This is a genomic window from Pseudomonas sp. S5F11 (genome assembly GCF_019641515.1).
Lineage (GTDB): Bacteria > Pseudomonadota > Gammaproteobacteria > Pseudomonadales > Pseudomonadaceae > Aquipseudomonas > Aquipseudomonas rhodesiae.
Map to the genome: position 1 here is coordinate 1499528 of NZ_JAIFJZ010000001.1, position 15054 is coordinate 1514581.

General features: G+C 60.1%; 17 protein-coding genes. 12 read left to right on the forward strand and 5 right to left on the reverse strand.

Going from position 1 to position 15054, the window contains the following annotated elements; translation table 11 throughout:
- Positions 1 to 48: 48 nt before the first annotated feature.
- From K1567_RS06450 to K1567_RS06460, 3 genes are all read right to left on the reverse strand, one after another.
- A complete protein-coding gene (locus tag K1567_RS06450) occupies positions 49 to 1857 on the reverse strand; it encodes an aminopeptidase P family protein (RefSeq protein ID WP_169868284.1) in 1809 nt (602 codons plus the stop codon).
- A gap of 49 nt (positions 1858 to 1906) precedes the next feature.
- The gene (locus K1567_RS06455; RefSeq protein ID WP_169868286.1) at positions 1907 to 3067 is read right to left on the reverse strand and encodes a cysteine desulfurase family protein; all 1161 of its coding nucleotides are present in this window, start codon (positions 3065 to 3067) and stop codon (positions 1907 to 1909) included.
- 234 nt (positions 3068 to 3301) lie between these two features.
- Positions 3302 to 3571, reverse strand: a complete 270-nt coding sequence (locus tag K1567_RS06460; protein ID WP_034096751.1) for a hypothetical protein — start codon at positions 3569 to 3571, stop codon at positions 3302 to 3304.
- A 272-nt stretch (positions 3572 to 3843) separates the two neighbouring features.
- Between K1567_RS06460 and K1567_RS06465 the strand changes: the two genes are divergently transcribed.
- Positions 3844 to 4947 (forward strand): sigma-54-dependent Fis family transcriptional regulator, encoded by a 1104-nt coding sequence (locus K1567_RS06465; RefSeq protein ID WP_040266418.1) that lies wholly within the window; start codon positions 3844 to 3846, stop codon positions 4945 to 4947.
- Here K1567_RS06465 and K1567_RS06470 read toward each other — a convergent pair.
- Entirely contained in the window at positions 4936 to 5301 is a 366-nt protein-coding gene (locus K1567_RS06470; RefSeq protein WP_040266416.1) for an antibiotic biosynthesis monooxygenase, read from the reverse strand. The genes K1567_RS06465 and K1567_RS06470 overlap by 12 nt on opposite strands.
- 99 nt (positions 5302 to 5400) lie before the next feature.
- On the opposite strand from K1567_RS06470, the gene soxR reads away from it, so the two are divergent.
- The 10 genes from soxR (at position 5401) to K1567_RS06520 (ending at position 12796) form a co-directional block, all read left to right on the forward strand.
- Positions 5401 to 5841 carry a redox-sensitive transcriptional activator SoxR gene (gene soxR, locus K1567_RS06475; protein ID WP_034096748.1) on the forward strand — a complete coding sequence of 147 codons (441 nt, stop codon included), beginning with the start codon at positions 5401 to 5403 and terminating at the stop codon, positions 5839 to 5841.
- 101 nt (positions 5842 to 5942) lie between these two features.
- The gene (locus tag K1567_RS06480; protein WP_034112802.1) at positions 5943 to 6404 is read left to right on the forward strand and encodes a VOC family protein; all 462 of its coding nucleotides are present in this window, start codon (positions 5943 to 5945) and stop codon (positions 6402 to 6404) included.
- A gap of 280 nt (positions 6405 to 6684) precedes the next feature.
- On the forward strand, positions 6685 to 7887 hold the full coding sequence (locus K1567_RS06485) for a PepSY domain-containing protein (RefSeq protein WP_034096746.1): 1203 nt from the start codon (positions 6685 to 6687) through the stop codon (positions 7885 to 7887).
- Positions 7884 to 8423, forward strand: a complete 540-nt coding sequence (locus tag K1567_RS06490) for a hypothetical protein (RefSeq protein ID WP_034096745.1) — start codon at positions 7884 to 7886, stop codon at positions 8421 to 8423. The genes K1567_RS06485 and K1567_RS06490 overlap by 4 nt, the downstream gene beginning before the upstream one ends.
- Positions 8420 to 8740: a hypothetical protein gene (locus K1567_RS06495; protein WP_034112764.1), complete on the forward strand. Its 321-nt coding sequence runs from the start codon at positions 8420 to 8422 to the stop codon at positions 8738 to 8740. Before K1567_RS06490 ends, K1567_RS06495 begins: the two co-directional genes overlap by 4 nt.
- On the forward strand, positions 8737 to 9297 hold the full coding sequence (locus K1567_RS06500; RefSeq protein ID WP_034096743.1) for a DUF6162 family protein: 561 nt from the start codon (positions 8737 to 8739) through the stop codon (positions 9295 to 9297). The genes K1567_RS06495 and K1567_RS06500 overlap by 4 nt, the downstream gene beginning before the upstream one ends.
- Positions 9298 to 9316: 19 nt before the next feature.
- A complete protein-coding gene (locus K1567_RS06505; RefSeq protein WP_034096742.1) occupies positions 9317 to 10237 on the forward strand; it encodes a metal ABC transporter substrate-binding protein in 921 nt (306 codons plus the stop codon).
- Positions 10234 to 10980, forward strand: a complete 747-nt coding sequence (locus K1567_RS06510; protein WP_034096741.1) for a metal ABC transporter ATP-binding protein — start codon at positions 10234 to 10236, stop codon at positions 10978 to 10980. Before K1567_RS06505 ends, K1567_RS06510 begins: the two co-directional genes overlap by 4 nt.
- Positions 10977 to 11876, forward strand: a complete 900-nt coding sequence (locus tag K1567_RS06515) for a metal ABC transporter permease (protein WP_040266411.1) — start codon at positions 10977 to 10979, stop codon at positions 11874 to 11876. The genes K1567_RS06510 and K1567_RS06515 overlap by 4 nt, the downstream gene beginning before the upstream one ends.
- A complete protein-coding gene (locus K1567_RS06520; protein ID WP_220698272.1) occupies positions 11876 to 12796 on the forward strand; it encodes a metal ABC transporter solute-binding protein, Zn/Mn family in 921 nt (306 codons plus the stop codon). The genes K1567_RS06515 and K1567_RS06520 overlap by 1 nt, the downstream gene beginning before the upstream one ends.
- Before the next feature lie 43 nt (positions 12797 to 12839).
- Here the strand turns inward: K1567_RS06520 and K1567_RS06525 are convergent, their stop codons facing one another.
- Positions 12840 to 13553 (reverse strand): UTRA domain-containing protein, encoded by a 714-nt coding sequence (locus K1567_RS06525; protein ID WP_034096738.1) that lies wholly within the window; start codon positions 13551 to 13553, stop codon positions 12840 to 12842.
- Positions 13554 to 13903: 350 nt separating this feature from the next.
- On the opposite strand from K1567_RS06525, the gene K1567_RS06530 reads away from it, so the two are divergent.
- Positions 13904 to 14980 (forward strand): ABC transporter substrate-binding protein, encoded by a 1077-nt coding sequence (locus K1567_RS06530; protein ID WP_034096737.1) that lies wholly within the window; start codon positions 13904 to 13906, stop codon positions 14978 to 14980.
- Positions 14981 to 15054: the final 74 nt, after the last annotated feature.

Consider the following 15054-nt stretch of genomic DNA (forward strand, 5'->3'; position numbering starts at 1 on the left):
AAACGTGGGTCGATTTTATAGCCGCCCACGCTTTGAGAACCACAACCTTTAAATGGCCGACGTGCGTACCAGCAACCACTCAAGACCAGCGCCACTGAGCAATGGACTCAAACGTTCACGCACCTGTTCGTGATAGGCATTGAGCCACTCGCGCTCATCCGTTGTCAGCAGCGAAGGCTCCAGACAACGGGTATCGATGGGACAGAGGGTCAACGTTTCGAATTTGAGAAACTCGCCAAACTCGGTCTTGCCGGCCTCACGGTTCAACACCAGGTTTTCGATGCGCACCCCCCAACGACCAGGCCGGTAGGTACCCGGCTCAATAGAGGTGATCATCCCCGGCTGCATCGCTGTCTGCGGCGCGGTAGCCGCCTGATAGGCAATCACTTGCGGGCCCTCATGCACATTGAGGAAATAACCTACGCCGTGCCCTGTGCCATGACCGTAATCCACGCCTTCGGCCCAGATAGGAGCGCGGGCAATGGCATCCAACAGCGGTGACAGAATCCCTTTGGGGAAGTGCGCGCGCGACAGTGCGATCACACCCTTAAGCACACGAGTGCAGTCACGTTTCTGCTCGTCGCTTGGCGTGCCGATAGGCACCATGCGCGTAATGTCCGTAGTGCCGCCCAAGTACTGACCGCCAGAGTCAATCAACAGCAAGCCGTCGCCCTCGATAACCGCATGCTCTTCTTCAGTGGCGTGGTAGTGGGGCATCGCGCCATTGGCGTTGAATGCCGCGATAGTGTTGAAACTCAGCGAAACATAATCGGGACGGCGGGCACGAGCTGCCGTCAAGTGTTCGTCGATCGTCAGTTCAGTGATGCGCTCGCGCCCAAGCGCGCCGTCCAGCCAAGCGAAGAATTCGCACAACGCGGCGCCATCCTGTTCCATCGCGCGACGGATATGTTCCGCGTCCGCCAGACTTTTGCGGGATTTGGCCAGCGTCGTCGGGTTTAGCCCCTCAATCAGCTTGACGCCGGCATCCAGGTTTTCCAGCAAACCGGCCGTCACGCGCGCGGGATCAACTTGCACGCTGGCACCCGACGGCACCGCACGCAGCGCCTGCGCTACCTCGCCGTAGTCGCGTAAAGTCACACCGTCCTGCTGCAGCACCGCACGCAACTCGGCATCGACTTTAGTCAACGCTACGAACAATGTGGCCTGCTGCTGACTGATCAGCGCAAAGGACACAAATACCGGATTGAACGACACATCACCGCCACGCAGGTTAAACAACCAGGCGATGTCATCCAGGGTGGCAATAAAATGCCAATCAGCGCCCTTCTCTTTCAGACTGGCGCGCAATGCGGCGAGTTTCTCGCCACGGCCAAGGGTCGCTTGGGGCGGCAGGTGCTGATAGATCGGTTGATCGGGTAAATTCGGCCGATCTTTCCAAACCTCATTGAGCAAATCGATATCCGTGCGCAACCGTGCGCCGCGCTCTGCGAGCTTGGCGCTCAAGGTTCGCGCCGAAGCAACCGCCATCACCGCACCGTCCACTGCCACTACACCCCCTTCGGGTGTTTGCTCGGCCAGCCACTCCAATGGCCCAGGCTGACCTGGCTGCAGCTTGACCAGCTCGATACCACTGCCTTTAAGTTCCTTGGTGGCTTGCTCCCAGTAACGGCTGTCAGCCCATACACCGGCGAAATCCGCCGTAACGATCAACGTTCCCACGGACCCATAAAAACCAGACAGCCACTGGCGCCCCTGCCAGTAACCCGGCAGGTATTCGGATAGATGCGGGTCGGCCGACGGCACCAGCAAGGCATCGATCCCCTCGCGGCTCATCAGTTCACGGGTATGCGCCAGGCGCTGGGGAACCGTTCCATGGGTCAAAGGCTGCGTGCTCATTGTGTCTCCTGCTAACCACAAATAATTGTTATGCGTTGCGAATAAATACTCAGATGGCCCAGAAGGCCGGCGCACTGGCGAGTGCGGCCTTGATCAACTGTGCCGCCCGATCGATGTCCTGCTCAGTGGTAAACCGTCCCAGGCTCAAGCGAATCGTGCGACCGGCGCTACGGGCATCATGGCCCAATGCAAGAAGCACATGAGAAGGCGTATTACTGGCCGAGTTACACGCCGAAGTCGCGGAAAACGCAATGTCCGCACTCAGCGCAGCCGAATTGAATTCACCTTCGCCAAACGTAAGGCTCAGAGTATGGGGAATACGTTGGGTTGGGCTGCCATTGAGGCGCATCCCAGGAATGCTGTCCAACTGATCCAACAAGCGTTGACGCAAGGCCGCGATCTTAACCTGTTCTTCGGCGAACGATTCGGCGGCCAGGGCAAACGCCATCCCCATGCCGGCAATCTGATGGGTTGCCAAGGTGCCGGAACGCAAGCCGCCTTCATGCCCACCGCCGTGGATCTGCGCCAATACCTTCTGCTGCGCACGTGGGCCGACGTACAACGCGCCGATGCCCTTGGGCCCATACAACTTGTGCGCGGAAAACGACATCAGATCCACTGGCCACTGTGCCAGGTCAATCGCCACCTTGCCTGCACCCTGCGCCGCGTCAACGTGCAGCAATGCGCCATGCTTGCGCACGCGCGCGCCGATGGTGGGGATGTCATTGAGGGTGCCCAGTTCGTTATTCACCAGCATCAGCGACACCAGGAAGGTGTCTTCACGCAGCGCCTCACTCACCGCATCGGCGCTGATCAACCCGTCGGCGTCCGGTACCAAGTAAGTCACGGCCACGCCGGACTCCTGCAATTGCCGCGCGGTATCCAGAGTGGCCTTGTGCTCAATCTGGCTGGTGATGATATGCCCACCAGCCACTCCCCGCGCCTGGGTCACGCCCTTGATCGCCAGGTTGTTGGATTCCGTAGCGCCGGAGGTCCAGACGATCTGTTCGGGCCGTGCGCCCACCAACGCGGAGACCTGCTCGCGCGCCTGCTCCACCGCCTGCCTGGCCGCTTGGCCGAACGCATGGGAGCTGGACGCAGGGTTACCGAAATTGGCATTAAAGCCCAGGCATTCGACCATCACCTGGATGACCCGCTCATCCACCGGCGTGGTGGCGGCGTAGTCGAAATACAACGGACGTTTCGTCATAACGTTCAAACACTCGCAGAGCAGGTTCCCGAGAACAGCGTCTCAGGGGCATCGACCAGAACAAGAGGTCGTCAGGTTTACCCAATCGGATGCCATTGAAAAAGGACCACGTTATTTAAATGTGCGTAGGAACGCTCCTGAAATTGAGCTTAACAGGCTCGGACGGCGCCAAGGCAAACAAAAAGCCCGAGGTCCTTAAAGGAAACCTCGGGCTTTTTGCTACTGGACGCAGGCTCAACTGGGACGACCGTGCAGCGTGACGCTACGCTCGGCGTTCATTTCACCCTGGTGATCAAAGCCGAACGGTTGCTGTGGCTGCCCCATCAAAGCGGCGCGCTGGCGTTGGTACTCATCAAAGGACAGCCCGCGACGACTGAGGGTTTCCAGCGCCAACTGCTTGGTTTCTTCCGCCGTATAGGGACGCAATTCGGGCGAAGGATGGTTCGCACAACCGCCCAACACAGAAGCTACAAGTAATAAAGAAACAGCGAGAAATCGGTTCATGGCGACAGTCCTGTTGGTGGGGCCCAAGTCAATGAACACAGGCTACTCCCGCCTATTCACAGTGAAAAATCACCGTCTTCGATAGTTGCTATCAACCGCTCAGGCACCTTCGATAGCTACATCGTCAAATATTCTAAATTGATCTATCAATATGGAAATTGATTAATTTACGGAATAACAACAACCCTCTATAACAAGCCACAACATGTGCCCGCGCTCCCCCCATCGACGACATAAACCAGTCCTGACGCGCACTGACAAGAGAGGTATCCATGCAGCTTCTGACCTTACCCTCCTCCCCAGCCCTGGCGACCTCTATCCGCGCCACGGCCCAGGTTTTCGAGGACCCGAAGTCTCAGGCCCTGCTCGCCCATATCCAGCAAGTAGCGCCCAGCGAAGCCAGCGTGCTGATTATCGGTGAAACCGGTACTGGCAAAGAGCTGGTGGCGCGCCACATCCATAACCTCAGCGCACGGCGTCACCGACCGTTCGTGGCAGTGAACTGCGGGGCTTTCTCTGAATCACTGGTGGAAGCCGAATTGTTCGGGCATGAAAAAGGCGCCTTCACCGGCGCCCTCACTGCCAAGGCCGGCTGGTTTGAGGAGGCCGATGGCGGCACGCTGTTTCTGGATGAAATAGGCGATTTGCCCATGGCGATCCAAGTCAAATTGTTGCGGGTACTGCAGGAGCGAGAAGTGGTGCGCCTCGGTTCGCGTAAGAGCATTCCGATTGATGTGCGCGTAGTGGCTGCTACTAATGTTCAGTTAGAGAAAGCCATCAACGCCGGACATTTCCGCGAGGACCTCTATTACCGTCTGGATGTAGTCAGCCTAGAACTCAGCCCATTGCGTGAACGGCCCGGCGATATCCTGCCGTTGGTGCGCCACTTTATCCAAACCTACAGCCAGCGCCTGGGCTACGGATCGGTGACTATCAACCACGAGGCGCAGCTCAAGCTGAAAAGTTACAGCTGGCCGGGCAATATCCGCGAGCTGGAAAACGTTATCCATCACACCCTGCTGATCTGCCGTAATGGCGTGATCGAGCGCGAGGATTTGCGCCTGTCGAATCTGCGCATTGATCGCCAGGACGACTCCGCGCACGCCCTCGACAACAGCGCCGAGGCCCTGCTGGAGCGCGCATTTCAGAAGCTGTTCGAAGAGCAGGCCGGTGCTCTGCATGAAAAGGTTGAAGACGCCCTGCTGCGCGCCGCCTACCGATTCAGCCATTACAACCAGGTACACACCGCCAACCTGCTGGGCCTGAGCCGGAATGTGGCCCGTAGCCGTCTGATCAAAATCGGTGAACTGGCGGTGAACAAACGTCGGCCAGGGGAAACCCTTCAAGGTGGGCGGATGCTGCACCTATCCGTTTAAACGACAGTGCAATGCGTTGTCGGGGCCACGTTCGAAACTCTGCAACACTTGGAAAGAACCGAAGGTAACCGCAGTGGCGCGATGGGCGCGAATCAGCGTCCAGAAGTCCTCATCGCCCTGCTCGAAACGCTGGAACGCCGCCTCGCCCTCCTCACGCGATTGCCATTGCAGGTAATTGAGCACGCGTCGCCCGTCAGCACTGATCTGGACGCTGGCGCTCAGAAAACCCTCCTGGCTCTGGGCCAGGCGCTCACTCTGGGTAGACAAGGCCGCCACCAGTGCCAATTGTTGCGGGGGCTCGACGTGGAATTCGATCAGTTGAGTGAAGCTGCGACTTTTCTCTATTACCCGCATGGACTGTCTCCTTTCTATGTAGGCAGAATCTTGCGATTAGATGCCACGCAGGGTAAAACCTCGAGTTAAGTCAAGGTCAAGCACTGATTCGGAGTTTTCATGCTCAATAAAGAACTGACCGTCGGCCAGTTGGCCGCGCGCAGCGGTGTGGCCGTCACAGCCCTGCACTTTTACGAAACCAAAGGGCTTATCAAAAGTCATCGCAACGCCGGCAATCAACGGCGCTACCCGCGGGACGTATTGCGTCGCGTGGTGGTGATCAAAATCGCGCAACGCCTGGGGATTCCGTTGGCGACGATCGGCGAAGCGTTGCAGGCCTTGCCGGATGGCCGTACTCCTACGGCGCAGGATTGGGAGCGCTTGTCGGCGCAATGGCGCGAAGACTTGGATGAGCGCATCCATAAACTGCAATTGCTGCGCGACAAGCTCAACGGCTGCATTGGGTGCGGATGCCTGTCATTGGAGGCGTGCCCGTTACGCAATCAGGGCGATCAGCTCGGCGAGCGCGGGCCAGGCGCGCACTTGCTCGAACCGGATTGACTGTCCTGGTCCACATCGCCGCCTCCCTGATTGGCGTGACCTATAGTGAAGTGGTCGGTACACCCCGACGTCTTCCAATCCACCTGATCAAGGAGAGCGATATGAGCGTCAAACCTATCCCGGAAGGCTATCACCGCATCACGCCGTATCTGGGAATCAACGAAGCCGCTGAGGCCATCGAGTTTTACAAGACAGCCTTCGGCGCCCAGCAAATCATGCGCTTGGACATGCCCGACGGCAGGGTCGGTCACGCCGAGCTGCGCATCGGCGATTCGGCATTCATGCTGGGCTCGCCCTGCGAAGAAAGCGCTCTACACAGCCCAAACAACGGTCATACCAGTGTTGGCCTGCATTTATATGTAGAGGACGTCGATGCGCAGTATCAAAAAGCCATCGACGCCGGCGCTAAAATCATCTCCAGACCAAGCGACCAATTCTACGGCGATCGTTCCGGCACACTGCGCGATCCTTTCGGCCATGTGTGGTTCGTGGCGACGCAAAAAGAGTCTTTGTCTGAAGATCAAATTAAACAGCGCGCGAAGGCGTTGTTCCAGCAAAGCTGAGACCTTCGAGCTGTGTAGCACCAGGCTTGCTCGCCATGGAAGCCCGTTCGGCCATAGACGTCGCCGACCTGACCAGAGCAAGCCCCACCCCCCGTTTGTTGGGCGATATCAAGCAAGCGATAAGGCACGGATGAAAGCTTGAAACATTTTCTTTCATTTGTGCCTTAGGGATTTCTCATTCTCATCCGTCTTAACTTAGATACAGCCTGTCGCGTCAGCAAAAGCTACGACTGGCCTTTTCCGGGCCCGCATTGCCCCTCCGATCAAGACCCTCATTCACATGTCGAAGAAGTCGCGCTCCAAACTCTGGTTTCTCGTACACAGCTGGCTGGCGTTGCCCATCTGGTTTTTTGTACTGATCGTCTGCGTCACCGGCACCCTGGCGGTGGTCAGCCAGGAAATCGTCTGGCTGGCCAACCCTGACATCCGCGCGAGCAAACCGTCCGACGATGCCGAACCGCTGAGCTTTGACCAAGTGATCGCCGCCATCAAGCGCGACGATCCGCACGTCATCGTGCGCTCCATCATTCGCCCCGATGAATCGCACTTCGCCTTGAGTGTGGGCCTGAGCTATCCCGACGGACGTTCGGTGGAGGCGTATGCCAACCCTTATACCGGCGCGATCCAGGGCATCAGCCCTGCTTTCGATTTCCAGCAATTCACCCGCGCGCTGCACGGCTGGTGGCTGGTGCCTTTTACCAACGGCTACAGTTGGGGCTGGTACCTGGTTTCATTGCTCGGCTTGCCGTTGCTGGCGTCACTGATCACCGGCCTGGTGGTGTACAAGCGCTTCTGGAAAGGTTTCCTGCGCCCGACCTTGCGTATCCGCCATGGTGCGCGGATCTTCTGGGGCGACTTCCACCGCCTGAGCGGAATCTGGTCGATCTGGTTCATTGCGGTTATTTCCATCACCGGCACCTGGTTCTTGATCCAGGCGTTCCTGGGGGACAACCAGATCTCCATTTCCAGCGAACCCATCGTGCCGGTAATCGCCCGGGAGAAAGTACCGACATCCGCCCCTGGCGTACCGGCACCGATGATTCCCTTGGACGATGCCATCAAGATCGCCACCCAGCGCATTCCAGGGCTGGAAGCCAGCTTCGTATTCCTGCCGCTCAACGCTTACAGCCATCTGCAGATCGGTGGCCGCGGCTGGTACCCGCTGATGTTCCAGACCGCGCAACTGAACCCTTATGACGGCGATATCGCCGTTTCGCACCTGTTGTCCGACCGCACTGCCCTGGAGTTCGTCACCGAATCCATGCGCCCGCTGCACACCGGAGACTTCGGTGGCCTGTGGATCAAGCTGATCTGGGCGTTCTTCGGTCTGGTGCTGAGCATGATGGTATTGAGTGGCCTGCTGATCTGGACCAAACGCACCGCCCTGGCCACCGCCAATGCCCTCAAACGCAGCCACAAAGCGCCGCGCCAGGCCGCGTCCATCCCGGCCATGCAGGCTGAAACCCCGGAGACCAACCGATGAGCAAAGTCGCTGCCGCTGCACCGCCGTCGCCGCTGCGGGCGTTCTGGCTGAAATGGCGTTTCCATATCAACATCCTCCTCGTGCTGGTGCCGTTGGGCTTTATGCCCAAGTACTTCGCCGACGCCGCACTGTTTCGCGGGGACACCGGTATCGGCGAACGGGTAGCCGGTGAAGTGCAGGTCGGCCCCTGGAGCCTGACCCTCGCCGAGTTCCGTAACGAGGGCCCGCGCCCCGACCCGGCGGGCCCGATGAAATTTTTCAATGCTGCCCTGTGTGACGTCTGCGCCGATCAGGTCAAGGCCACTTATCTGCGTATCGGCAAACCCCGCAGCCTACGCGCCGCCGGCGTGATCTTCTTTGGCACGCCGTATCGCATGGGGGCCGGTCTGCCGGTGCCGGAGCGCACGCCGGTAGACGCCGAACTGTGGGTCACCATGGAAGGCTGGGACGGCACGATGCACCAGGGTTCCATCCCGCTGAGCCAGGCCTCCCCTGCCACCATTGCCTGGCTGAACAAGCAAGGAGTAAAACCATGACCTCGATCCTGCGCACCTATATCGCGCTGCTGTGTGTGGGCTTCAGCGCCACCGCCGTGGCCCACAATCCCATGTGCGAATGCAAGGAAATACCCGGCGAGCAAATCCAGTGCAAAGGTGGATTCTCCGATGGCAGCGGCGCGCCTGGCGTGACCTTGGACGTGATCGGCTACGACGAAACCATCCTGATGCCCGGCAAACTCGGCGAGGATTCGACCCTCACGTTCAAGAAACCTTCGGCCGAGTTCTACGTGTTGTTCGATGCCGGCCCTGGCCATGTGGTGGAAATCGATCAAGCGGATATCCAGCCCCAATGAGTACTACCCAGGTTGTACGCCCCGCTGGTGCCGGCCACGAAACCCTCTACGTCCTGCTGTTGTGCCTGATCATCCTGGCAGTCGCCGGGACGGTGGTGGCCCTGCACGGCGAGTCCCAGCAGGTCGCGACCCTGCCCAGCCATCAATTGGACGCGCGGCGCGACCTGAGCGCCGCTGAACAAGGCATCTACGCCGACCTGCGCGTGACCCTGGATGAAATCCATCTGTTGCAACAAGAGCAGAGCGCCCTGCCGACGCCCGAGCAACTGGCCGAGGAAGGCTTCGCGCCGTTCGCTCAAGATGCCAGCTCGGTCAGCCGTGGCGATCACCGCTGGCAGTTGCTGGCACCGTCGGCTTATCTGGGAGTGAGCCAGGCACCTGGGGTGAGCGGCTCATTGCTGATGCGCGTGCAAGGCAGCGAACCGGATATCTGGCTCAACCGATCCAACGACATCGCCGCCCCTTCCGACCTCACTGACCAGGCGCTGATCGCAGCCGGCTGGCAACAGGTGGTCACGCAATTCGATGCCGGCGTGACCCGCCAGCACCGTCACTGAACGAGAAGACCGATTGCCCATGTCTATTTCATCTCCCCTGTTGCGCCTGCTGCTGGTTGGCCTGCTCAGCCTGATGCTCACCCCTTTCGCCAACGCCGAAGCGGGCAAGCGCCTGCGCATCGGCATCACGCTGCACCCTTATTACAGTTACGTGGCCAATATCGTCGGCGACAAGGCCGAGGTGGTGCCGCTGATCCCGGCCGGGTTCAACCCCCACGCCTACGAGCCGCGCGCCGAGGACATCAAGCGCATCGGCACGCTGGACGTGATCGTGCTCAATGGTGTCGGCCATGACGATTTCGCCGACCGCATGATCGCCACCAGCGAACGCCCCGACATCCCGGTGATCGAGGCCAACGCCAATGTGCCGTTGCTGGCCGCCACCGGCAACGCCGCGCGCGGCGCGGGCAAAGTGGTCAACCCACATACCTTCCTGTCGATCAGCGCGTCGATTGCCCAGGTCAACAACATCGCCCGCGAACTGGGCAAGCTCGACCCCGACAACGCCAAGACCTACACCCAGAACGCCCGCGCCTACGGCAAGCGCCTGCGCCAGATGCGCGCCGACGCCCTGGCCAAGCTCACCAGCGCGCCCAACCCAGACCTGCGTGTCGCCACGGTGCACGCGGCCTACGACTACCTGCTGCGTGAGTTTGGCCTGGAAGTCACCGCAGTGGTCGAGCCAGCCCACGGTATCGAACCCAGCCCAAGCCAGTTGAAGAAAACCATCGATGAACTGCGCGCCTTGGATGTGAAGGTGATTTTCTCGGAGATGGATTTCCCGTCCACCTACGTCGATACCATCCAGCGCGAATCCGGGGTCAAGCTGTACCCGCTCTCGCATATTTCCTACGGCGAATACAGCGCTGAAAAGTATGAAGTGGAAATGACCGGCAACCTCAACACCGTGGTCCGTGCCATTCAGGAGTCAGGCGCATGACCGCCGCCGAACAGCTGAACGTCGCCAGCATCGGGCCGACCCTCGACTTCGACAAGGTGTCGCTGACCCTGGGCCGTACCGCGATCCTGGCCGAGGTGAGTTTTCAGGTCCAGCCGGGCAGCATCCACGCGCTGGTGGGACCAAACGGCGGCGGGAAAAGCTCGCTGATCAAGACCTTGCTGGGGCAGACACCGCACCAGGGCCGCTTGAGTCTGGCGTGGCCGTCCTCGCCCGGCACCATCGGCTATGTCCCCCAGGCCTTGGAGTTCGACCGAGGTTTGCCGATGACCGTCGACGATTTCATGGCTGCAATGTGCCAGCGGCGCCCGGCGTTTCTTGGCCTGTCCCGGCATTACGCGGCCGCCATCGGCGAGGCGCTGGAGCGGGTGGGCATGCAGGATAAGCGCAAGCGCCGCATGGGCGCGTTATCCGGCGGCGAACGCCAGCGCGTGCTGCTGGCCCAGGGCCTGATCCCGGCCCCCCAATTGCTGGTGTTGGATGAACCGATGTCGGCCCTCGATGAGGCCGGTATCCAGGTGTTCGAACGCCTGCTCAACGACTGGCGCCTGGCTGGCATCACCGTCCTGTGGATCGAACACGATCTGGAAGCGGTTGGCCGCCTGGCTGATCGGGTAACTGGCCTGAATCGCCGCGTGCTGTTCGATGCCACGCCCAAAGAAGCGCTGACGCCTGACCGCCTGCTGACCCTGTTCTCTACTCACCCTCGGAGCACGGCGCCATGAGTTATGAAGCATTTCGCCTGATGGTCCAGGGCTGGGCTTCTTCGGGTTACCTGCCGGAAGCCTTGGCCTACGGCTTTGTAGTCAACGCATTGCTCGCGGGCCTGTTGATCGGCCCGGTATTGGGTGGACTGGGCACGCTGGTGGTAGTCAAACGCTTTGCGTTCTTCTCCGAAGCGGTCGGCCACGCCGCGCTGACCGGCGTAGCCGTGGGCATTCTGCTCGGCGAGCCCTACACCGGGCCGTACGGCAGCCTGTTCGGCTACTGCCTGTTGTTCGGCATCCTGCTCAACTACTTGCGCAACCGCACCGGGCTGGCGCCGGACACCTTGATCGGCGTGTTCCTGTCGGTTTCCCTGGCATTGGGCGCGAGCCTGCTGTTGATCCTGGCGGGCAAGATCAATGTACACATCCTGGAAAACGTGTTGTTCGGTTCGGTACTGACGGTTAACGGCAACGATCTGCTGGTGCTGGCGATTGTCGGTTCCCTGGTGATGGCCCTGGCATTGCCGCTGTACAACCGCATCATGCTCGCCAGCTTCAATCCCCAACTGGCGGCCGTGCGTGGCGTGGCAGTGAAGACTTTGGATTATCTGTTCGTGATCCTGGTGACACTGATCACCGTGGCGGCGGTCAAGGTCATCGGCGCGATCCTGGTGGGCGCGCTGCTGGTGATTCCGGCGGCGGCGGCGCGGCTGTTGAGCCAGTCGCTCAAAGGGTTTTTCTGGGTCTCGGTGGTGATCGCCACCGTCAGCACCCTCTGTGGCATTCTGCTACCAATCATATTTGACCTGCCCATCCCCTCCGGCGCCGCGATCATCCTCGTCGCCGGTATCGCCTTCGCCTGCGCGGCCATCGCGCGGGGCGTCGTCCCCAGCCTGAAAGGGAACCTTGGATAATGCGCTTCGTTCTACACCCTCTGACTCTGGCCTTCGCCTGCCTGATCGCCACACCGCTGATGGCGACCGAATCGGTAAAACCGGCGGTGCATGCCGCCAAACCTGTGAAAGTGCTGGCCTCGCTGCCCATCACCTATGGCCTGGCGGACGTGTTGCTCAAAGGCACCGACGTGCAGCTGGAACGTGCCGCGCCGGCCAACCTACCCGGCACGCGACAGGTATCGTATTTCACGGGGCGTGGCGCATCGGCGCTCAGCACATTGGCCCAAGACGCCGACGCCGCCATCGGTTTGCGCTCGCTATGGCCGGATGACGCGCTGTACCCGGTGGCGCGACGCAGCAATATCCGTATCGTCGAAGTGGATGCCGCGCGTCCAGTGGACGGGGGTTTGCCGGGGATCGCCGTGCAACCCGGCGCCTCCGACGGTTTGAATAGCCAGCCCTGGCAATCGAGTAACAATCTGGGCCGCATGGCCGATGTAGTGGCCGCCGACCTGAGCCGTCTGGCGCCGGGGGCCAAAACGAAGATCGACGCCAACCTCGCCGCCCTCAAGCAACGCCTGCTTAAATTCAGCGCCGACAGCGAGGCACGCCTGGCCAAGGCGGACAACCTGAGCGTGGTCAGCCTGAGCGATCATTTCGCCTACCTGATCAGCAGCCTGAACCTGGAAGCGCTCAGCACGGACGCCCGCCCCGACGCCGAGTGGACGCCCGACGCATTGCGCAAACTCACCGCTGATCTGAAGGACAATGACGTCGGAGTGGTGCTGCATCATCGTCAGCCGAGTGAGGCGGTAAAAGCCGCAGTGACAGCAGGTGGCGCGCAGCTTCTGGTACTCAACGTCGACGGCGCGGAGCCGGTGACGGAGTTGGAAAACAATGTGGATCAGGTGATCAAAAGCCTTACGCCGCGCGGCTAAATGACAGCGGTCTTAAGGGGGACTTGGATTGGCCGCTGTTCACTCAGACGACATCCACCCCCACGTGAATCGCGTCATGCCGCCAAAACTCCAGATCGCAGTCGATCAGGCGCTGGTGCTGGTCATAGTTGACCCGGGCAATGCGCAGGCCGGGGCTGCCCACCGAGACGCGCAACGCAGCGGCCGCCTCCACGGGCAGTGAGGTCGGGACGATCTCGAAACGCACCCGCCCGTAATGCACGTCGTACTTGCTTGCGTACAGCTCAGTCATCGACTGGGTCAAATCACACGCCAGGATTCCGGGAAAATACAGCGGGTTCAGGTAGTGCTCTACATACAACACCAAGCGCCCATCGATCCGCCGGCCCCGGCAGATCTGAATCACGCTGGACAACGCCGGCAACTGCAGCCAGGCGCACACCGCCGCCGAGGCCGGTTGCAAGCGTGCGCTGAGTACTTCGGTGGACGCCACCCGGCCCTGATCACTGACCATCGCGTGAAAGTGGCTGCGCTGCATCAGGTTGTAGGCCAGTCGCGGCGGCGATACAAACCAGCCACGGCGTTCCTCGCGATAGATCTGCCCTTGAGCCTCCAGTTGTAACAAGGCTTCCCGCACGGTTATGCGAGTGGTACCAAACAACTCGCTAAGCTTGCGTTCGGCAGGCAATTTGTGGCCGGGGGGCAATAGACCGTGATCGATCTGCTCCTGCAGCGCCAGGCCGATGGAAGTCACCGCCTTGATTGCTTCATCACGCATCAACGTTACCTATCTGGACTAGACCAGCACCGTTCAGGTGCATAAAGCGCTCGATAAATGGGCCCTTGTTACTGCGTGTCAGCCTAGGCATTACAAATGACCGAGAGATGACAGCACCTGCCGGGGTGGCATACCACACTCTGCAATACATCGGCCAAGTCCAGTCAATGCGGGCCCTGGGGCAGGGTCTACGCTAAGTTTGCGCTGACCGACATCAACGCTTTAAAAACGACATCGACATGAAACTGTCATCCATCGAGCCTAGATTGGCTCAGGTATTGCTGACCTAGACCAAACCACCGCAATCGTTCGTAAAAACGCAGCGTTGTTAACGCCCATAGGAGCTTCGGATGAAACAGCTTTTCCTGGCATCACTGTTAGGCTCGACCATTGCCATGTGCACCGCGGCCATGGCTGCCGATACCGATCTAAAAACCCTGGAAGCCGCCGCGAAAGCGGAAGGCGCCGTCAACAGCGTCGGCATGCCCGATGACTGGGCCAACTGGAAAGGCACCTGGGACGATCTGGCCAAGACCTACGGCCTCAAGCACATCGACACCGACATGAGTTCCGCCCAGGAAATTGCCAAGTTCAAAGCCGAAAAGGACAATGCCAGCGCCGATATCGGCGACGTCGGCGCCGCCTTCGGCCCGATTGCGGTGAAGCAGGAAGTGACCCAGCCTTACAAACCGTCCACCTGGGCACAGGTGCCGGATTGGGCAAAAGACAAGGACGGCCACTGGGCGCTGGCGTACACCGGCACTATCGCGTTTATCGTCAACAAAAAGCTGCTGCACGGCTCTGAAGTCCCCCACAGCTGGGCCGACCTGCAAACCGGCAAGTACAAGGTGTCCGTGGGTGACGTCAGCACAGCGGCACAGGCGGCCAACGGCGTATTGGCAGCAGCTATCGCCAACAAAGGCGACGAGAAGAACATTGCCCCTGGGCTGCAGTTTTTCACCAAGATCGCCCAGCAAGGGCGCCTCTCACTGTCCAACCCGACCATCGCCACCATGGAAAAAGGCGAAGTCGAAGTGGGCATCGTCTGGGACTTCAACGGCCTGAGCTACAAAGCCAAAATGGCCAACCCGGATGACTACGTGGTGCTGATCCCATCGGACGGCTCGGTGAAATCCGGCTACACCACCATCATCAACAAATACGCCAAGCACCCGAACGCGGCGAAGCTGACCCGCGAGTACATCTTCAGCGATGCCGGCCAGCTCAACCTGGCCCGGGGCAATGCGCGCCCGATCCGTGCCGAAACCGACCTGAAACTGCCGGCCGATATCGCCAAGAACCTGATCCCGGGCGAGCAGTACACCAAGGCCAACCCGCAGCCGATCAAGGATGCCGATGCCTGGGAAAAAACGTCCAAGAAGTTGCCTCAGCTGTGGAACGAGCAGGTCATCGTAGAGATGAAATAAGCCTGTCGCCCACATTGGAAATCCACTGGAGATCCAATATGAGAGGGGGTTAGCCCCCTCCCATACTTTTGACC